Below are 20,102 nucleotides of genomic sequence, written 5' to 3'. Positions count from 1 at the left end.
AAACCGCTGTCCCACAATCGGACGCTTACCCGCGCGGGGGGCCACAACCGGGCGGTCGGAGCGATACATTCAGAGAATGACAAGTCCCAAGAGCGCCCTCGAACTGGCCGCACTGGCCACCTCCGCAATGCCCGGGTTGCGCGTGAGCGCCCTGCGCCCGCCGAGTTACAGCGACGAACTGGCTTCCGTGACCGGCATCGAAGACGTCGCCGGCAACCGCTGGATCGTCACATGCCCCCACGAGGAGGTCTCCGGTCCCGCTCTCGAGGCCACGTCGGGGATTCTGGACCGCCTAGGCCAGGCCTTCGAGCATGACTACATCCCCTTCGACGTGCCGCGCCTGGCCGGGCAGGCCAAGATCCGCGGCGGCGGCAGCGTGTACGTGCACCGCGATCCAGGCGGGCGCGCGCCCACGGACGAGGACTTCGACACGAACCTGCTGCTGCCGGCCTCGCTGGGGCGCGCTCTGGCAGCCCTGCACAACCTGCCGCAGACGGTCTTTTCCTCGATTGGACTGCCCACGTACACGGCGATGGAGTGCCGCGACCGCAACCTCGCTCTGCTCGACGAGGCCGCCCACGAGGTCACGATCTCTCCGTCCCTGTGGAACCGTTGGGAGGCCGCCCTCGAGGACGTGTCACTGTGGCGTTTCCCGTCGGCCCCCGTCCACGGCGACATCCAGGAACGCAGCCTGTCGGTTAATCGCGGATCGGTCGTCGCTATCGGCGGGTGGACCAGCGCGCACGTGGGTGACCCGGCCCTGGATATTGCGTGGATTCAGGCCACCGCCTCCGATGCGTTCCTCGAGCGTTTCTGTGAGACCTATGGACATGAGCGCCGCGCCATCGACCTGCACGTCTTCACGCGAGCCCAGCTCCTCTCCGAGATCGCGCTCGTGCGCTGGCTGGTCCACGGCCTGCACGCCGAGGACCAGACCATCGTCGACGACGCCCGCGCGATGCTCGCCGACCTGGCCGTCGACCTGAATGGGGAACCCCTGCTGCCCTCGCACGCTGCCGCCATGGGATCCGCCTCCATCAACGAGGTCTTCCATGCCCCCTCCAAATCGGTGTCGTCCCGCTCGTCCTCCCACGGTTCTGCCTCCAATTCTCGGCCCATCAAGTGGCGGGATCGCGCGGCCCACGCCGCGCAGGACGGCCCCGAAACGGGAGCGTCGACGCAGCCCGTTGCGCGTATGGAATCTGCCGTGGCCCGCAAGCTCGCCGAACGCGAAGTGGACCCGGCTGCACCGACCGAGCGCCTGCGCCTCGGCCCCGACGGGACGCTTATCTCCTAGGGCGATCTGGGTGCCGCGACCGCCGCGCGCCCCTCGCGAGTGCGTCGGCACACATGCCCCGCTCCCACCCACGGGCGCGCCCACCGACACGAAGCGGGGTCCGTCAGGCATCTCAACCTGACGGACCCCGGCCTCGTGCATCAAGGCAGCTGCTGGCCGCTCAGCGCTTCTTCTTGTGCTTCTTCCCCTGAGGGGCGGCCTTATCGTGAGAGGACGACGCCGTCTGAGAGGCACCAGGCGCACCCTGCGAGGACGCACGCCCCTCGAGGGCTTCGACGCGACGTTCCAGGCGCTCAACCTGGAGGCGCAGGATCGCGGCCTCCTCAGTGAGGCGGCGACGATCCTCATCCGCTCGCGACAGGTCCACCGAGAAACGCAGGGACAGGAGCAGCAGGACCACGCCCGCCACGAAGAAGCCCAGGTTCAGCGGAACGACGACACCCAGGTGGAACGCCGTCCACTTCAGGATTGGCGGGAACAGGGACAGGAGCGCCGTGAAGAACGCGATCCAGTACCACCACAGGCCGTAGCTTTCCTTCAGACCCGAGTTGCGCATCTTGACGAACACGGTGACCAAGATGATGCCCGCGAAAACCAGTCCGAGCACATAGGTGGGACTCATGCGTTCTCCTCCTCAGCCTGGGCAATCTTTTCGCCGGGTCGAGTTAGTGCGACGGTGAGGGCGAGGGTCGCGCGCACCAGGAACAGCGCCGACTTGATCGGGTTGTGTGACGGCTCACCGCCCGCACGCGGATGCATCTGCACGCCAACCTCACGCACCACCAGGTGGGAGCGGGCCGCGATGACGAGAGCACCAATCGTGTCACCCAGGTACTCCGCCGGATAGTTGTGCGCGAACAGCGACAGGGCGCGCGGCCCGTAGAGCTTGAAGCCGCTGGTCGTGTCACTCAGGTGGGTGTGGCACACGCGCGAGAGGATGAACGAGAACAGGTTCATCGCCCACTTGCGCGGGCCTCGGGCCTGGTAGTCGCCCTTACCCGCGAAACGCGAGCCGATGACGACGTCGGCGTGCTCACTCGAGGCCGTCTCGATGAGCGTCTCGATCTCCGTCGGGTCGTGCTGGCCGTCCGCATCAAGCTGGCAGGCATAGTCGTAACCCATGCGCTGCGCGTACTGGAAGCCGGCGCGCATCGCGCCACCGACACCCAGGTTGAGGGGCAGGTCGAGCACGGCCACGCCGGCCGCGCGCGCAATCGCCGCGGTGGCGTCCGTGGACCCGTCAGACACGACCAGGATGTCCGCGAAGGACGGTTTTTCGACCTTCACGGACTCCAGGACGTCTCCCAGCACCGCCTCTTCGTTCCATGCGGGGATGACGATCAGGAGGCGAGAGTTAGCACTCGGGCGCGACACTCAGTTGTCCTCACGGTTGAGGAGCTCGAGCAGGTAGGCCCCGTAACCCGACTTGACCAGAGGCTCGGCGCGCTGGCGCAGGCCCTCGTCGTCGATGAAGCCCATACGCCACGCGACCTCTTCGGGGGCGCCAATCTTCATGCCCTGGCGGGCCTCGACCGTGCGCACGAACGCAGTGGCGTCAGCGAGAGAGTCGAACGTGCCCGTGTCGAGCCACGCGGTGCCGCGCGGGAGGACCTCAACCTTGAGCTTGCCGGCCTCGAGGTAGGCGCGGTTGACGTCGGTGATCTCGTACTCACCGCGCGCGCTCGGCTTGAGGTTACGGGCGATGTCGACCACGTCGTTGTCGTAGAAGTACAGGCCGGGGACCGCGTAGTTCGACTTGGGCTTCTCGGGCTTCTCCTCGATCGAGAGGGCGTTGAATTCCTCGTCGAACTCGACGACGCCGTACGCGCGCGGGTTGGACACGTGGTAGGCGAACACGGCACCACCGTCGGGATCGACGTGGCGGCGCAGTTGCGCGCCCATGCCGGGGCCGTAGAAGATGTTGTCGCCCAGGACCAGCGCCGCGGCATCGTTGCCAACGTGGTCCGCGCCGAGCACGAAGGCCTGCGCCAGGCCGTTGGGCTCGTGCTGGACGGCGTAGGAGATGTTCACGCCCAGCTGGCTGCCATCACCGAGCAGGCGGTGGAACGACGGCGCGTCGTGCGGCGTGGTGATCACCAGAACGTCGGAGATGCCTGCCAGCATGAGGGTCGACAGCGGGTAGTAGATCATCGGCTTGTCGTAGACGGGGACCAGCTGCTTTGATGTCCCCAGCGTGATCGGGTTCAGTCGGGTGCCGGACCCGCCTGCCAGGATGATGCCTTTCATGTTGCCTCCGCTTCCCGGCGCGTCCTCGTGTGGGTCGCGCATCACTAATAATTATCCCTATGTGACGATATTTTTGCACATCTGTGGTCCCACACACGCCAATGGGACGCAGTACCCCCACTGGTGGTGCGCGGATCGGATAGTATCTTTATGGATTGTTACGTCCGTACGATACCCACGCACATAGAGGAAGAACAATGGCGCCCACTGCTAAGCCCCTGGGGATCACGACTACGCCGATCCCCGGCTTTTTGCGCATCGACCTGACTGTTCACGGCGATAACCGAGGCTGGTTCAAGGAGAACTGGCAGCGCGAGAAGATGGTCGCGCTGGGTCTGCCGGACTTCCAGCCGGTGCAGAACAACATTTCTTTCAACGACGAGGTCGGGGTGACCCGGGGCATTCACGCGGAGCCGTGGGACAAGTTCGTCTCGGTCGCGACCGGTCGCGTGTTCGGCGCGTGGGTGGATCTGCGCGAGGGGCCCTCGTTCGGCACGGTGTACACGACGATCATTGATCCGAGTGTCGCGGTGTTCGTGCCCAAGGGCGTGGGCAACTCGTATCAGACGCTGGAGCCGAACACGGCGTACACGTACCTGGTGAACGATCACTGGTCCCCGGACGCGAAGTACACGTTCCTGAACCTGGCTGATGAGACGGCGGCCGTGGATTGGCCGATTCCGCTGGAGCGGGCGATTCTGTCGGATAAGGACAAGGCTCACCCGCGCATGGCGGACGTGACGCCCTTCCCTGCGCCGACCCCCGCGGGTCGCCGTGCGCTCGTGACGGGCGCGAACGGCCAGCTGGGCCGCGAACTCATGCGCGTCCTGCCCGAGGCGGGTTTCACGGTCACGGGCGTGGACCTGCCGGAGGTGTCTATCTCGAACGCCGAGCAGGTGGCTGCCTTGCCGTGGGACGAGATCGACGTGGTCATTAACGCGGCCGCGTGGACGAACGTGGACGGTGCGGAGACCCCGGAGGGTCGCCGCTCGACGTGGGAGGCCAACGCAACAGGTCCGGCGGTTCTGGCTCGCGAGGCGACGGCGCACGGCGCGACGCTCGTGCACATTTCGACGGAGTACGTCTTTGATGGCACCCAGGAGGTGCACGTCGAGGACGAGGCCCCCTCCCCCTTGAGCGCGTACGGCCAGTCGAAGGCGGGCGGCGACGCGGCGGTGGCCTCGACCCCGAAGCATTACATCGTGCGCACGTCTTGGGTCGTGGGCGACGGTAAGAACTTCATCAAGACCATGGCGTCCCTGGCGGATCGCGGCATCTCCCCGTCGGTCGTGTCGGACCAGGTGGGGCGCTTGACTTTCACCGCCGACCTGGCGCAGGGAATTATTCACCTGCTGACGAATGAGGCACCCTACGGCGTCTACAACCTGTCGGGCGAGGGTCCGGTCATGAGCTGGGCGCAGGTCGCTAAGCGCGTCTTCGAACTGTGCGGTCGCGACCCCGAGGATGTCACGGAGGTGACCACGGAGGAGTACTTCGCGGGCCGCGAGGCTGCGCCTCGTCCTCTGTCCTCGACGCTGGACCTGTCAAAGATCGAGGCTACGGGCTTCACGCCTGCGGATTCCTCGCAGCGCATCGACACCTACGTGGCGTCGCTGCGCAGCTGATTGCGCGGCTCGGCCCCGGGCGCTTCGTTTTCGCGAGCGCCCGGGGCCTTGCTGTGCCTGCGTTCGTTGCGTGCTCTTTCTGTGTGCCTCGGGGTGGCTCGCGGTGATCTCGAGGATTCGCGGCGACGAGGCCGTGGCTGGTTCACCGGGGCGCGCGCACGCGGATAGGTAACGAACACGCGGATAGGTAACGAACACGCGGATAGGTAACGAACACACGGATAGCTTATTAAGCTATCCGCAAGCGCATAACCTATCCGTCTGCGAACAACCTATCCGCGAAGGAACGGGATAGCAGCACTCCGCCCGGCTGATGCTGCGCTCCGTGCTTTCTGACCTGCGCAAGACAAGCTCGCCTCGTCGGCCAACAAGGCCGCGTCTTAATGCACCTTATAGCGCTCCGCGCTTTCTGACGTCGAAGCAGCGTGAAGTTTCACAGTCTGTCGTTGAGCAGTCTTAATGCACCTTATGGCGCTCCGTGCTTTCTGACGCGGCGAAACCGTGACTCTGATCTGCCCGGCGGACGCCGATCTTAATGCACCTTATGGTGCCCCGCGCTTTCTGACCGGCATGGAACACGACGGTCTGGGAGGGCGTCAGTCGGTCTTAATGCACCTTATGATGCTCGGGGCTTTCTGACCGTGGGCGGTCGGTAAGGTGATGATCGGCCAGTATGTTCGGTCTTAATGCACCTTATGGTGCTCCGTGCTTTCTGACGAGGCGACCGACACCAAGGTCAGGGCGATTATTGGCGAGTCTTAATGCACCTTATGGCGCTCCGTGCTTTCTGACAAGAGTCTCGTGAGGCCGCAGAGCGCATCTCTGCACTGTCTTAATGCACCTTATGGTGCTCCCTACTTTCTGATCAGCCAACCATTCGTCGCTTAACTTCCAGGTTGTGAGGTCTTAATGCACCTTATGGTGCTCCGTGCTTTCTGACGCTCGATGAGTGCGTTCCGGTGTTCCTGGAGATCCCCGGGTCTTAATGCACCTTACGGCGCTCCATGCTTTCTGACACCGTATGGTCGGCATCGTCTGGCTACATGTTTATCGGGTCTTAATGCACCTTATGGCGCTCCGTGCTTTCTGCCCCTCAAAGGTATGGCCATTTACGCGGATGACCTTCCCGCGTCTTAATGCACCTTATGGTGCTCCGTGCTTTCTGACTACAACTACTCCATCACCCTGAAAGAGTTCGATCTCGTGTCTTAATGCGCCTTATGGCGCTCCGTACTTTCTGACCGTTCCCGGCGTCGTCGCGTGCAACTTCACGCGCAAGTCTTAATGCACCTTATGGTGCTCCGTGCTTTCTAACTGGTGACAGATTCAGTCGGCGGGCACGGGGGTTTACCCGTCTTAATGCGCCTTATGGCGCTCCGTACTTTCTGACTAGAAAGAAACATCATGGCAACACCGTTCCCCGGGTCTTAATGCACCTTATGGCGCTCCGTGCTTTCTGACGTGATGTCTGTCGCATCACAGCGCCTTCGCGTGGCCGTGTCTTAATGCACCTTATGGCGTTCCGTGCTTTCTGACCTGGAACGGCCTGAAGACTGTTACCGAGACTCCCGAGTCTAAATGCACCTTATGGCGTTCCGTGCTTTCTGACTACGCCAAGGATAACCCTAACGAACAGCCGATCTTATTCTTGCCTTAATGCACCTTATGGCGCTCCATGCTTTCTGACCGGGCATCCACAACATGTTCGGCGACAACAACCAGAACGCGTCTTAATGCACCTTATGGCGCTCCGCGCTTGCTGACTGCCTGTCGAAAGTCGTCAGCAAGAATGAGAATGGCTTGGTCTTAATGCACCTTATGGCGCTCCGTGCTTTCTGACTCGTCATGTTCCTCATGACCCTCGTCGTCACGAGCGGCGTTGTCTTAATGCACCTTATGGTGCTCCATGCTTTCTGACCCGCCAACAGCTTGTCCAACGCACAGCAACAAAAAGGTCGGTCTTAATACACCTTATGGTGCTCCATGCTTTCTGACCTGCCGGTGTCGTCTGGCTGGGCGGTGGCTGGAGGGTCTTAATGCACCTTATGGCGCTCCGAACTTTCTGACACAAGGAAAAAGAGGATATGCAGTTCATCCGCAGTCGGCGTCTTAATGTACCTTATGGCGCTCCGCGCTTTCTGACGCAGTTCCTCTCGAAGCAGGATATTTCATTTGCCAAGTCTTAATGCACCTTATGGTGCTCTGTGCTTTCTGACTGGGCGTTCTCGCATCCCCGGTGGCGGCGGTGTTCGCGTCTTAATGCACCTTATGGCGCTCCGTGCTTTCTGACCCCGCCCGCTCCTGAGCAGCCTAAGCCCCCGGCCCCGGTGTCTTAATGCACCTTATGGCGCTCCTTGCTTTCTGACAGCCCACCGGCCTGATCGACTGGTGGGAAAATCTGACCATCTTAATGCACCTTATGGCGCTCCTTGCTTTCTGACTTATCTACAACACTGTTTCGTGGATCGGCGAGAAGGCATCGTCTTAATGCACCTTATGGCGCTCCGTGCTTTCTGACACGGTCGTACTGTGTTCGATCACCAAACTGGTTACAGGTCTTAATGCACCTTATGGCGCTCGGTCCTTTCTGACGGTCAGCTTCATCACCATGGGAGCGCGCTCCTACATGAACGTCTTAATGCACCTTATGGTGCTCCGTGCTTTCTGGCCCATTAGCAACGCGAAGCTATGGGGCGACCTCGTCAAGTCTTAATGCACCTTATGGCCCTCCGTGCTTTCTGACGGACGAGCTTGGTGACGGCGACAAGCCTATCCAGTTCACGTCTTAATGCACCTCATGGCGCTCCGTGCTTTCTGACAGCCCGGCGTGTCGCACCTGCTGTGACCAGGGGAAACGACGCCTCGGATCGCCAGGGGCCGAAAAAGCACGAATCCGACCCGCAAGCACGATGCCAGATTAGCAGACTTTTCGTTGCAATACGGCGCATCGCCACCGACGGCCAACAACACTCGTCCCGCCCCGGACACTCACGCTCACGCCGGCGTGTCGCACCACTCCACGCATGCACCACCCCACACGCCAAGCAGCCGACTAACCGCGCTCACGCCCTCGTGCCGCCCACACGCCCGATCCCACACACAGAGGCCGGGGCCCACCGCGCAGTGCAGCGCGACGGACCCCGGCCTCGTATTGGAGCGTGAGCCCCTTAGAAGTACGCGTTCAGCATAGACACCAGGTCGTAGCCGTACCCGCGGGCGGCCGCCCAGCCGGTGTGGTTCGGGTTCTCCTGGATGCCCAGGTACTCGACCACGGGGGCCACGCCCTTACGCACGTAGGAGAAGCGCGGATCCACAACCGGGTAGGCCAACGAATCGGCGGACGCGGACGGGTCCGCGTAGGCGCGCAGGTGCTGAACCTGGGCGCGGATGCCGGTGCGCACGTCCGGGAAGTCGGCTCCCGCAGCGCCGCCGCCAACAGCGCCAATGCCGGCGAAGTTGAACTGGTCCACCTCGACGTCGCCGCCGTACTGCAGCCAACCGGTCTCCTTCATGGACTGGACGAACACCAGCTCGGGGGACACGCCCTCGGCCACGGCCTCGTCGTAGACGATGCCCGCGAACTCGCGGATCGTGCTTGCGCCGCCGTCAGCCAGCTCCGACGGGTAGGGGCGGCCCGCACCGTTCCACGCGGCGACCATGTCGTCGATAACCTCAGAGCGCGAGGCCATGGGCGCGGTCATGATGAGGCGCTGGCCCTCCGCGTTCGTCACCGCGTCGCGCGAGCCGGATTGAGAGCCGGTATTCGCGGCGGGAGCGCCGCTGCCGTCCGTGTAGCCCAGCCACGCGCCGGAGGAGGCGAAGGAAGACTCTCGGCCCTCAACGGTCTTCGTGCCGGTCGCCATGGCACCCGAGGCCGGGTCCAGCCAGTACCAGGAGTTGCCCGACTTGAGCCAGCCGGTGCTCATGACGCCCGAGCTGTTCATGTGGAACCAGTCGGCTCCGACCTTGACCCAGCCGGTCTTCATGATGCCTTCACCGTCGAGGTAGTACCACTTGCCGCCATCGAGGAGCCAGCCGGTGGCCATCACGCCGTTGGCGCGCATGTAGTACCACTCCTGGTCATCCTCGGTGAGCTGCCAGCCGGTGAGCATACGACCGTCATCCTCGAAGAGGTACCAGTCATTGCCGATATTCGTCCAGCCAACGGCCATCGCGCCGGAGTTATCCAGCCAGAACCAGCTGCCGCGGTACGGGAGCCAGCCGGTGACCATGGTGCCCTGACCATCCAGGTAGTACCAGGAGCGCCCGTCCTTGACCCAGCCGGTAGCCATGTCGCCCTGGGGACGCAGGTAGTGCCACTTGCCGTTGTCCTTCTTCCAGCCCGTCACCATCGCGGTGGAGTCGTCGAAGAAGTATCGGCGTCCGTTGATGGTGGACCATCCGCGGATCGTGCGGCCGTCGGAGTCCGCCCAGTACCAGCGACCGCCCGCCAAGAACCAGCCGGTCTTGGCCTTGCCGTCGCGCATGAAGCGCCACGAGTCGCCCGACTTCTCCCACGTGCCCTTGCTCAGGCCGTAGGTCTGGGCGATGCCGGTCGCGTCAGCGACACCGAGGGAGTGAACAAACGCGGGGTCGGACAGCTTCTGCGCGTCCGACGAGGACGTCACGAAGGCGTGCTCGACGATGATGCCGGGCATGTTTTCCTCGCGAGCCTGACGGATGATCGCGTAGTAGTCGCCCGTGGATCCGTCCGGGTAGTCGTAGTACTCGTTGTCGCGGGTCTTGATGCCGCGGTCCGCGAGGCCCAGCGCGGTGAGCTGGTTTTGGATGTTGCTGGACAGCGTCCGGCCCTGCGTGTGGGTCCAGTAGTTGTAGGACGAGGAATTGCCGTACCAGACTTCCGCGCCGTGCGCGATGGGCGAGGCGGAGTTGAAGTGGATCGACACGAGCGCGTCAGCGTCGGCGGCTGCTGCCGTATCGACGCGGCTCGACAGGTCGGTGCTGAGATTTTCGGACGGACGAACATCCGTCTCGCGAGTCATGACGACGGTGACGCCGTCGTAGGACTCGAGTTCTTCTTTGAGAGCCAGGGAGACCGCGAGGGTCAGGTCCTTTTCTCGCAGGCCGTTGGCGACTGCGCCAGGGTCGGAACCCCCGTGCCCGGGGTCGATGGCGATGATAATGCCGTTGGCCGCGTGCGCGGGCGGCACCAGGGCCGCGACAGCAGCGCCGAGCGCCAGGGCAAGCCCGGCTACGAGTGTCCTCCACGAAGATCGCATAGTCATCCTTCAGGTTGCTAATGTGACACTCGGGATTGTAGTTACTTGTGTTGTAACTGTAAATGTGAAAAGGAATGCACGGATGGACTGATACGAACCGCATCCATACTTTTGCTTGTTATGAGACACGGTCGTCGCGCTGCCACGCCCTCGTGTAAGGGACACTGGAACGAGGCCTGGGCCGGGTCGCGCTCATCCGGCGAGGACAACGGCACCCGGGGCAGCGCACGCGCCTCACCGTTGAAGCACGCTGCGCGTACGACAGCACCCCAATCCGCAAGAAAGCGGACTTCAAAGAAAGCCGACTTCAGACGGCCGATCGCACCGCCGCAGCCGCCGCCCGCGAGGACGCGTCGACGGAACGATTCTCACGCACCCAGGCGCGCGCCTGCTCAGCCCCCACCCAGCGCACCGAATCGGAGGCGAAGGCCACCATGGCCTCGGCGACCTGAGAGGGGTCGAGGGCACACGCCACCCCGAGTCCGCCCTCGCGCACGTCGCGCGCGGCCTGCCCGGGTCCGGCGTAGATGACGGGTGTTCCCTGGGCCAGGGAGGCCAGGATCTTCGTCGGGTAGGCGTAGTCGTAGCCGCCCGGGCGCAGCGACGCCAGCGTGGCGGTGGCGCGGGCCATCCACCGGTCGGCCTCGTCGGCGCTGACGGCGGGCAGTAATCTCACCCCCGCGACGCCTCGGGCGCGCGCGGCCAGGTCCTCCCAGTCACTCCCCTGCCCGACGAACACGAGGCGCGCGTCCCCCAGGCGCTCGCGAGCGAGCTCAAAGGCGTCGATGAAGATCTCGGGGGCCAGCCAGTGGGCGACCGTGCCCGCGTAGACGAAGACGGGACCGGAGCAGGTGGGAAATCCTGCGGGCAAACCGGAGGCCACGGCCTCGGGTACGCGCACGCCATTGGGAACGACGGTGACGCGGGTGGCACCCAGCTCGCTCGCGCGGCGGGCGACCCCGTCGGACACGGCGATGACGCGGCGAGCGCCCCGCAGCGCGAAGGCTTCGAGCGCGGCGACTGCTCGCACGACCGGTCGCGCCACACCGGCCAGGGCGGCAGCGTCGGAAACGATGTCCGCACAGTAATAAACGTAGGGGATGCGCCGGACCGCGCAGGCCAGGCGTACGGCCGCGCCGGTCGTGGGCGGGGGTTCGGAGACGACCACGTCCGGGCTCGGCCCGGTCAGCAGCCGTGCGATGAGCGGCACGTCGAACGACAGATAGGACACGTACCCGCGCACGGCCCCGGTGCGGTCGCGCAGCACGGGCGCTCGCCGGATGTCGACGAGGCCGTGGCCGCCCTCGTCGTATCCCGCATCCGCACGTGCACCCGGGGTCGCGCTGCCCCCAGAGCGTTCGCCATGGACAGGAGAGGGGGCGCGGTTCGCGTTAGCGGCGGCGTCGCGGGCGACGCTGGGGGCAAGCCGCGAGGTGAGGACGCGCACGCGGTCTCCACCGGCTGCGAGCGCCCGCGCGAGCGCCCCGAGGCGCAGGGCGGCGGCGGTCGGTTCCGGCGTGAACGTGCGGGTCGCGAGGGTGACTAGCATGCGAGCGAGGCTCCCCCACCGATGGTGATGCGCGGGGTGCCAGCCCAGGCCTCGGGGGAGGTGATGGCGCGACCGTCGACGAGGAGGCGCACGCCGGGCAGGTCGGCGGGGGTCAGGTCACGATATGACGCGTGGTCGGCCTGGATGATGGCGACGTCCACCGGTTCGCCGAGGTGGTAGGCGTCCCATCCGAAGGCTGCCAGCTCGTCGTCGGAATACAGCGGATCGTGAACGCTCACCTGCGCCCCGGCCTCGCGCAGCGCGCCGACGACCCCGAAGACGCCGGAGAACGCGGTTTCTTTGACTCCGCCGCGGTAGGCGGCACCCAGGACGGCGACACGCAGCCCCTTCAGGGATCCCAGCAGGGAGGCCGCGCGGGAGACCGCGTAGGCGGGCATCGCGGCGTTGGCGGCACGAGCGGCGGACACGACGGTCGCGTTCGGATCGCCGGCCAGGTACAGGCGCGGGTAGACGGGGATGCAGTGCCCGCCGACCGCGATGCCGGGCCTGTGAATGTGCGAGTAGGGCTGCGAGTTGCAGGCCTCAATGACGCGCGCGACGTCGATGCCGACCGCGTCCGCGTAGCGCGCGAACTGGTTGGCCAGGCCGATGTTGACGTCCCGGTAGGTAGTTTCGGCGAGCTTGGCCATCTCCGCGGCCTCTGCCCCGCCCATGGGCCACACGCCGTTGGGGCGCGGCAGGTCATCACGCTGATCGAAGGAGAGGACGGCCTCGTAAAAGCGGACGCCGCGCGCCTCGCCGGATTCGCTGAGGCCCCCCACAAGCTTCGGGTAGCGGGCCAGGTCCGCGAAGACGCGCCCTGTGAGGACGCGTTCGGGCGAGAAGACCACGTCGAAATCGCGGCCCTCGACCAGGCCGGAGACCTCTTCGATGAGGGGCTTGTATCGTCCGCGCGTCGTGCCCACGGGCAGGGTCGTCTCGTAGGAGACGAGGGTGCCGGGACTCAGGTGCGCGGCCATGGAGCGCGTCGCGGCGTCCATGATGGTGAAGTCGGGACGGCTCTCGGCGTCCACGACGAGGGGCACGACCATGACGACCGCGTCGGCACCGGGGATCGCCTCGGCGTACTCGGTTGTGGCCCGCAGCGCGCCGGAGGAGATAAGCGGAGGCAGGTACTCGGCCAGGTGCGCCTCACCTGGGAAAGGCTCCTCTCCCCCATTGATGAGGGCGACCGTCTGCGGGTTCACGTCCACGCCGACGACGCTGTGCCCGCGGCACGCGTAGTGCACCGCCAGCGGCAGCCCGATCTTGCCCATCCCGACGACCGCGATCCGCATGCGGCTCCCCTTTCTGGCTCTGGCCTCGTCAATCACCCCCAGTGTAGTGCCCCACCCCACCTACAATGGGGGCGTGGATCGCGCGCTCAATCTCCTGCTCTACCCCTCCAACCTGGCTTCGCCCGGGCGGCTGGTGAAGATCGCGCGTTCACTATCCCCGCTTTTCTCGCAGACGCGCATCGTCGGCATCGATCAGGGCGGCCTTCCCACGGACGAGGCCGTGGCCCCCACCGTGCGCCTCACGCGGATCCGGGGTGCATCCCTGGGTGCGCCCCTGGGCGGGGTAAGGGTCGTCGGGGCGTGGGGTGCTCGCGTGTATCGGCGGTTCGCGAGGCAGCGGGTCGCGGCCGTTTCCGCGCAGAACCTGTTCCTCCTGCCCCTCGCGCACGCGTTGGCGCGGCGCACGGGCGCGGTGTTTGCCTATAACGCGCACGAGTTGGAGACGGAAACGGTGGGGTCGGCGGGGCTGCGCCAGCGCCTCCAACGCGTGATCGAGCGCCATTACATCCGCCGCGCGGACGTGGTGTCCGTGGTGAACGAGTCGATCGCGCAGTGGTACCGCGACACCTACCCGGGCGTGGATCCCGTGGTGGTGACGAACGCGCCGACGGGCGCGGATGGAGTCATCGATCTGCGCGCGCAGCTGGGCATCCCGGAAAGTGCGCTCTTGTACCTGCACTCGGGTTACCTGGCACCGGGGCGCAATATTGCGCTGATTCTGCGCGCGTTCGCGCAGGTGGAGGACGTACACGTCGTGTTCGTCGGCGCGGGTGCCCTGCTGCCCGAGGTCGAGCGGGCTGCAGCGACACACCTAAACATCCACCGCCTGCCGCCCGTGGAGCCGGACCAGGTGCTCGCCATGACGCGCGGGGCTGACGTGGCGCTGTGCCTCATCGAGTCCGGGTGCCTGTCGCACCGTTTGTCCACGCCCAACAAGATGATGGAGGCTTTCGCGGCCGGTGTCCCCGCGCTGTGCTCTCCCCTGGCCGAGGCTCGCCGCTACCTGGGTGATCAGGCCGACACGTGGGTGCTGGAGGACCCCGAACGCGACCTCGTGCGTGCGCTGGACCGCATCACGCGAGAGGACATCGGCGCCTTCACCGCCCCCGAGATCCCCACGTGGGAGGAGGGGGCCGCGCGTCTGCGCGAGGCCTACGAGCGGGCGCTCGCCGCGCGGAGCCACTGAGGCTCCTGTTTCACGCGCGTTTCACGCGGCTGGGGCGGCGTTTCACGTCCGTTTCACGGACGTTTTACGAGGTCAGCCAAGCATTTACGTGCCCTGAGGCCGCGTCCCGTCCCCGCGGTCATACTGGCGCGCCGTCACCCAGGCCATGACGAGCATACCCACCAGCAGAACAGCCATGAGAGCGCCGAGAATGGCGACCGTCATCTCGATCCCGTAGGGGCTGACCGCGAGCCACGCCAGCGGCGCGGCGCAGTAGACGCACGCGAAGGCCAGCATCCGGCGCTGGTGGTAGGTCACGACGAACACGTTCGACAGCGGAGAGGTCGCGACGGTCAGGGCCAGCCACGGAGCCAGGGACCGAGCGAAGTACCCGGCGGCCTCCCAGCGCGCGCCGAACACGAAGGGGAAGAGCCAGGGGCTGATCCACGCGAGCAGCGCGAAAACCGGAATGGAAAGTCCCAGGGCGGTGCCGCCGACTCGCACGACGACGCGGGTCATCTCCCCGGGCGGGGTATCCGACAGGCGAGGCAGGTAGACCTGCGACAGGGCACCGGCGATGAGGGCGACGGGAGCTTGCAGGGCCATCCACGCCATGTTGAACTGCCCGAGGGCGGCCACGGAATAGGAGGCGATGAGCATGGGGATCGCGCTCGTGCGCAGTGCGTCAACGACGACGTTGGGCACGCCGACGAGGGCCATCTTTCGGTAGCGGGAGGCCACGGTACGCAGGGAGGGATCCGAGGCCTCGGCCGCGCGGGCGTCACGTGCGCGCCAGGAGAGGTAGGCGACGGCGATGCCCTGGCCCGCTATCGTCGCGCCGATGGCAGCCCCCAGGCCGCCGCCAGCGACGAAGCCGCACACCAGCTGCAGGGCAGCGATACCGAGGGAGCGCACGACGGAAGAACTCGCGATCGATTGGAATCGCCGGTGTCGCGTCAGCCAATAGGAGCACACCTGCCCCTGAGCCAGGAACAGGACGGACACGCCGACGGCGAGCATCCAGCCCGCGAGCGCGCTCCCGTATCGCGAGGACACCCATGGCCACGCGCAGGCGGCGGTGAGGGTCGCCAGCGCGGAGGTGGCCAGCACGCAGCGCGAGGAGAGGCGGACGAGGGAACGTGCCGAGGCCTCGTCGCCGGGCGCGGGCAGGACGATGCTGAGGTCGAAGCGTGCGCCTGCGATGGCCGCGCCGAGCGTGGCCGCGGAGGTGAAGATGCCCAGGTATCCCAGGTCCGTGTCGGTGTAGAGGCGCGCGATGCCAATCTGGGCGACGAACGCGATGACCTGCGCGAGGATGGTGCCGCTCAGGAGCGTGAGCACCTGGCGTAGCACGCCCGTGTGCGCGGGCGGGGCGGGGACGTTCGTCATGCGTTCATTAAATCACCGGGTCGCGCTGCGCAGCCCGTAGGATGGGGGCATGCCCTCCCCCGTGTCCGCGCCGCGCGCCCGCAGTCTCGTAGGCGTCGCGTGAAGGTCGCTCTGACGAAGGGAACTCTGCTGGTTCCCCCGACGTACTTCGCGCTCGCGCACGCAGGCGCGATGCCGGAGCGGGAGTGGCGGGTGTTCACGCTGGCGGCTCGGGTGAGTGATCCGAGCGTGACGCTCCCCATCCACGAGGCCGCCCCGGGCGCGCTCTCCCCCGCCTTGCCGCTTCGGGTGGCCTCGCAGGCGCGAGGCCTGGGGGCGATGCGCCGCGCTGTTTCCTCGTGGGGACCCGACGTCATTCATCAGCATCAGGCCACCTGGTCATTGCCCGCCGTGGGGGCGGCGCGGGAGACGGGTGTGCCGCTGGTCGTGACGCTGCACGGAGGGGATGCCTACCCGAGGTTGGGACGAGGCCTGGGTGCAGCTTGGAACGCCCGCAATCGCCGCGCGGCCTTCGAGGGCGCGACCCGCCTCCTCGCGGTGTCACGCTACCTGGCGGATGTGGCGCTTCGTGCGGGCGCGGATCCGGCGCGGCTGAGCGTGCACTATCAGGGCGTGGACACGAAGTGGTGGACCCCTTCCCCCGGTCTGTCCCCGGGAGCGCGCCCCGACCTCGTCCCTGAGGGGGACCACGACCTCGCCGCCGAGGGGGCCGACTCGCCCGAGGTTCCCATCGCCTTGTTCGTGGGGGCGCTCAGCCGCCTGAAGGGCGTAGATGACTTAGTGCGCGCCTCCTCGTCTCTCGTCGAGCGCCGCCCGCACCGCCTGGTGCTGGTGGGCGACGGCCCGCTGGCTCCCTCCCTGCGCGCGAGCGCCCCTGCGCACGTGACGCTGACCGGCCCGCTTGCGCGCGAGCGCGTACGCGAGTGGATGCGACGCGCCCGCATCCTCGCGCTGCCGACGAAGCCGACGCAGGGGCGACAGGAGGCGGCAGGCCTCGTGCTGCTGGAGGCACAGGCGTGCGGCGTGCCCGTCGTCGCGTATCGCACGGGCGGAACGCCGGAAATGACGGCACCAGGGGCCTCGCTGCTCACCGGCGAACGCACGCCGGATGCCCTGGCTCGCGCCATCGACGAGGCCTTGGCGTGGTCGGACGAGGAGCGCGCGGATCGCGCGGCCGCGTGCCGCGCGTGGGTGGATGCTGAGCGCTCGCTGCGCGGGTCGGTGGATCAGCTGCGCGCTGTCTACGATGAGTTGACGGGTTCGTCGCTGCGCGGCTGTCGTGCAGCGTCAGACGAGTAATACTGCGGAGCGCGTGACGTCTACGGGCCTCACGCTTCGATCTGTCAAAGCATATGGGGTCACGTATCGAACATCGACCTTGTGGAAACCACCACCATATGTTCATAATTAGCACCGTGAGTGCTATGCTCGAACACGTAGCGCTTAGCTATCTCTCGTGAACGAAAGGTGATCGCATGCCCTCGACGAACGTTGGCACTCTCAGCGAACCCCAATTCAACATCCTGACCGCTCTTGCTCGCGAGGGCGCAGCCCTCACGCAGCGCGCGCTGTCCGTGGCCACCGAGATGAGCCTGGGCCGCGTCAACACAGCGACACGCGAGTGCGAGGCCGCCGGTTACATCGAGGACCGCGCAATCACCGACGCGGGACGCGCAGCACTGGAACCCTATCGCGTCACGGGTGCCGTCATCATGGCCGCCGGCCTCTCCTCGCGATTCGCCCCCATCAGCTACGAGCGGCCCAAAGGCACGCTCAAGGTGCGCGGCGAGATCCTGGTCGAACGTCAGATTCGTCAGCTCCACGAGGTCGGTATCACGAATATCGCGCTGGTCGTCGGCTACAAGAAGGAATACTTCTTCTACCTGGCCGACAAGTACGGCGTCGACATCGTCGTCAACCGCGAGTACGCCACGCGCAACAACAACGGATCACTGTGGCGCGTGAGGGAACGCCTGGACAACACCTACGTGTGCTCCTCGGACGATTACTTCACGACGAACCCCTTCGAACCCTACGTCTACAAGTCCTACTACTCGGCCAACTACGTCGAGGGTCCCACCGACGAGTGGTGCATCAAGGTGGGCGCGGGCGACCGCATCACGGGCGCGACCGTGGGCGGCGAGGACGCGTGGGTCATGCTCGGCCACGTCTACTTCGACCGCAACTTCTCCGCAACGTTCCGCGAGATCCTCGAACAGGTCTACGACAAGCCCGAGACAGTCTCGAAGCTGTGGGAATCCATCTACCTGGATCACATCAAGTCGTTCGACATGGTGATCCGCCGCTACCCCGACGGCATTATCCACGAGTTCGATTCGGTCGACGAGCTGCGCGACTTCGATCCGCTGTTCATCGAAAACGTCGACTCCGAGGTGTTCGACCACATCGTCGAGACTCTGGGCTGCGCAAAGTCGGAGATCCGTGACTTCTACCCCCTCAAGCAGGGCATCACGAACCTGTCGTGCCACTTCACGGTGGGCGATGACGAATATGTCTACCGTCACCCCGGCATCGGCACGGACAAGATCGTGGACCGCAGCGCAGAGTTCGCCGCCTTGCGCCTGGCCGCCGAACTCGGCATCGACGATACCTTCATCACGGGCGATCCGGCGGCGGGATGGAAGCTCTCGCGTTTCGTGCGCGACGTGCGCAACCTGGACGTGACCCGCCCCGAAGAATTGAAAGCGGCCATGGAGATGGACCGCGCCCTGCACACCTCCGGCCGAGTCCTGGACCGTTCCTTCGACTTCGTCACCGAAGGCTTGCGCTACGAGAGCCTCCTGAAGACCTTCGGCCCGATCGACGTGCCCGGATACTTTGAGCTGCGCGACAAGGTCCTGCGTCTCAAGGCCTTCGCAGACGCGGACGGCTTCGATAAAGTCCCCTCGCACAACGACTTCTTCCCCCCGAACTTCCTGGTGGACAAAGACGGCAACATCAGCCTCATCGACTGGGAGTACGCGGGCATGTCGGACATGGCAGCCGACTTCGGCACGATGACCGTGTGCACGGCGGAGATGACCCGCGAGCGCGCGGCCGCCGCCCTCGAGTACTACCTGGGTCACACCCCCACTGAGCGCGAGGCGCGCCACTTCTTCGCCTACGAGGTCTTCGCCGGCTGGTGCTGGTACCTGTGGGCGCTGGTCAAGGAGGCCGAAGGCGACGACGTGGGCGAATGGCTCTACATCTACTACTCGCACGCGACACGTACAATCGATTCCCTGCTCGCTTCGTACGAGGCCACCTCGACCTCGGGCGCGCAGGTTTCCCAGGAGGGTGAGCTGGCATGAAAACTCAGCACGGCGGCAAGCGTTACGGTATTTTCTCGGGTGCCCTGTGGGGCCTCGACACGGTCGTGCTAGCGATCGCTCTAGCGATGACCCCCTTCCTGGACTTTGGCCAGTCGGCGCTGGCGGGCGCGGTCCTGCACGACGTCGCGTGCGCCTTGATCCTCTTGGTCTACATGGCGATTCGCGGTCGCCTGAAGGACACCTGGAAGGGGCTTCGCACCCGCCCGGGCATGTCGGTTGTCGTGGCGGCCCTGCTGGGTGGCCCGATCGGCATGAGCGGCTACCTCATCGCGATCGACAACATCGGCCCCGGCCTGACAGCGATCATCTCGACGTTCTACCCGGCTCTGGGAACGCTGCTGGCGTTCGCCCTGCTCAAGGAGCGCATGGCTCCGCGTCAGATCATTGCCTTGCTGGTCGCGCTCGGCGCGATCGTGGCGACGGGCTGGTCGGCGACGGCGGAGCCGATCGAGGGCGGCAACGCTCTGCTCGGTGTCGCGGGTGCCCTGGCCTGCGTGATCGGCTGGGGTTCCGAGGCCGTCATCCTCACGTGGGGCATGCGCGACGAGGCCGTGGATAACGAGGTGGCCCTGCAGATCCGCGAGACGACATCGGCCATGGTCTACCTCTTCATCGTCGCCCCCATCGCGGGTGTCTTCGGCTTCACGCTGCACTCGCTGGCAACCCTGTCCGCGGGCGTGGTGGCCCTGGCCGGCCTGGCTGGAACGGCCTCGTACCTCTTCTACTACAAGGCCCTGTCGGCCATCGGTGCCTCGCGCGGCATGGCCCTGAACATCTCCTACTCGGCGTGGGCGATCATCTTTGCCCTGGTGCTGCAGGGAACGATCCCGACGGCCACCCAGGTCCTGTGCTGCGTCGTCATCCTGGTCGGCACGGTCCTGGCGGCCACGTCCAACTGGGGTGACCTGCTTCCCAAGCGCACGGAGAAGGTCACCAGCTCCCAGGCATGAGACAATGGCG

General features: G+C 65.8%; 13 protein-coding genes. 6 read left to right on the top strand and 7 right to left on the bottom strand.

The window, feature by feature from the left end; all coding sequences use genetic code 11:
- The first annotated feature begins 76 nt into the window (after positions 1-76).
- On the top strand, positions 77-1,297 hold the full coding sequence (locus tag HMPREF1136_RS05680; protein WP_009648369.1) for a phosphotransferase: 1,221 nt from the start codon (positions 77-79) through the stop codon (positions 1,295-1,297).
- A 160-nt stretch (positions 1,298-1,457) separates the two neighbouring features.
- Here HMPREF1136_RS05680 and HMPREF1136_RS05675 read toward each other — a convergent pair whose 3' ends face one another.
- From HMPREF1136_RS05675 to rfbA, 3 genes are read right to left on the bottom strand one after another with little or no spacing between them, the layout of a single operon-like run.
- Complete coding sequence (locus tag HMPREF1136_RS05675; protein WP_009648376.1) at positions 1,458-1,919, bottom strand: DUF2304 domain-containing protein; 462 nt, start codon at positions 1,917-1,919, stop codon at positions 1,458-1,460.
- Positions 1,916-2,671: a glycosyltransferase family 2 protein gene (locus HMPREF1136_RS05670; RefSeq protein WP_009648375.1), complete on the bottom strand. Its 756-nt coding sequence runs from the start codon at positions 2,669-2,671 to the stop codon at positions 1,916-1,918. Before HMPREF1136_RS05670 ends, HMPREF1136_RS05675 begins: the two co-directional genes overlap by 4 nt.
- The gene (gene rfbA, locus HMPREF1136_RS05665) at positions 2,672-3,544 is read right to left on the bottom strand and encodes a glucose-1-phosphate thymidylyltransferase RfbA (RefSeq protein ID WP_034505100.1); all 873 of its coding nucleotides are present in this window, start codon (positions 3,542-3,544) and stop codon (positions 2,672-2,674) included.
- Positions 3,545-3,741: 197 nt separating this feature from the next.
- On the opposite strand from rfbA, the gene HMPREF1136_RS05660 reads away from it, so the two are divergent.
- On the top strand, positions 3,742-5,169 hold the full coding sequence (locus tag HMPREF1136_RS05660) for a sugar nucleotide-binding protein (protein ID WP_009648388.1): 1,428 nt from the start codon (positions 3,742-3,744) through the stop codon (positions 5,167-5,169).
- Between the two features lie 3,167 nt (positions 5,170-8,336).
- Here the strand turns inward: HMPREF1136_RS05660 and HMPREF1136_RS05645 are convergent.
- The 3 genes from HMPREF1136_RS05645 to HMPREF1136_RS05635 form a co-directional block, all read right to left on the bottom strand.
- A complete protein-coding gene (locus tag HMPREF1136_RS05645; protein ID WP_009648378.1) occupies positions 8,337-10,409 on the bottom strand; it encodes an N-acetylmuramoyl-L-alanine amidase in 2,073 nt (690 codons plus the stop codon).
- A gap of 307 nt (positions 10,410-10,716) precedes the next feature.
- A complete protein-coding gene (locus HMPREF1136_RS05640) occupies positions 10,717-11,958 on the bottom strand; it encodes a glycosyltransferase family 4 protein (protein WP_009648391.1) in 1,242 nt (413 codons plus the stop codon).
- Complete coding sequence (locus HMPREF1136_RS05635; protein ID WP_009648392.1) at positions 11,952-13,256, bottom strand: nucleotide sugar dehydrogenase; 1,305 nt, start codon at positions 13,254-13,256, stop codon at positions 11,952-11,954. The genes HMPREF1136_RS05640 and HMPREF1136_RS05635 overlap by 7 nt, the downstream gene beginning before the upstream one ends.
- On the opposite strand from HMPREF1136_RS05635, the gene HMPREF1136_RS05630 reads away from it, so the two are divergent.
- Positions 13,249-14,442: a glycosyltransferase gene (locus HMPREF1136_RS05630; protein ID WP_034505097.1), complete on the top strand. Its 1,194-nt coding sequence runs from the start codon at positions 13,249-13,251 to the stop codon at positions 14,440-14,442. The two genes, HMPREF1136_RS05635 and HMPREF1136_RS05630, sit on opposite strands and share 8 nt — an antisense overlap.
- A gap of 84 nt (positions 14,443-14,526) precedes the next feature.
- Here HMPREF1136_RS05630 and HMPREF1136_RS05625 read toward each other — a convergent pair whose 3' ends face one another.
- Complete coding sequence (locus HMPREF1136_RS05625; RefSeq protein ID WP_009648386.1) at positions 14,527-15,810, bottom strand: lipopolysaccharide biosynthesis protein; 1,284 nt, start codon at positions 15,808-15,810, stop codon at positions 14,527-14,529.
- Positions 15,811-15,909: 99 nt separating this feature from the next.
- On the opposite strand from HMPREF1136_RS05625, the gene HMPREF1136_RS05620 reads away from it, so the two are divergent.
- From HMPREF1136_RS05620 to HMPREF1136_RS05610, 3 genes are all read left to right on the top strand, one after another.
- Positions 15,910-17,109, top strand: coding sequence for a glycosyltransferase (locus HMPREF1136_RS05620; RefSeq protein ID WP_009648382.1), 1,200 nt, complete (start codon positions 15,910-15,912; stop codon positions 17,107-17,109).
- A 176-nt stretch (positions 17,110-17,285) separates the two neighbouring features.
- Positions 17,286-19,121, top strand: a complete 1,836-nt coding sequence (locus HMPREF1136_RS05615; RefSeq protein ID WP_009648370.1) for a phosphotransferase — start codon at positions 17,286-17,288, stop codon at positions 19,119-19,121.
- Positions 19,118-20,092, top strand: coding sequence for a DMT family transporter (locus HMPREF1136_RS05610; RefSeq protein WP_009648368.1), 975 nt, complete (start codon positions 19,118-19,120; stop codon positions 20,090-20,092). Before HMPREF1136_RS05615 ends, HMPREF1136_RS05610 begins: the two co-directional genes overlap by 4 nt.
- Positions 20,093-20,102 lie beyond the last annotated feature (10 nt).

This window comes from Actinomyces sp. ICM47, assembly GCF_000278725.1.
Taxonomy (GTDB): domain Bacteria; phylum Actinomycetota; class Actinomycetes; order Actinomycetales; family Actinomycetaceae; genus Pauljensenia.
This window is presented reverse-complemented; position numbering and strand designations above follow the sequence as displayed.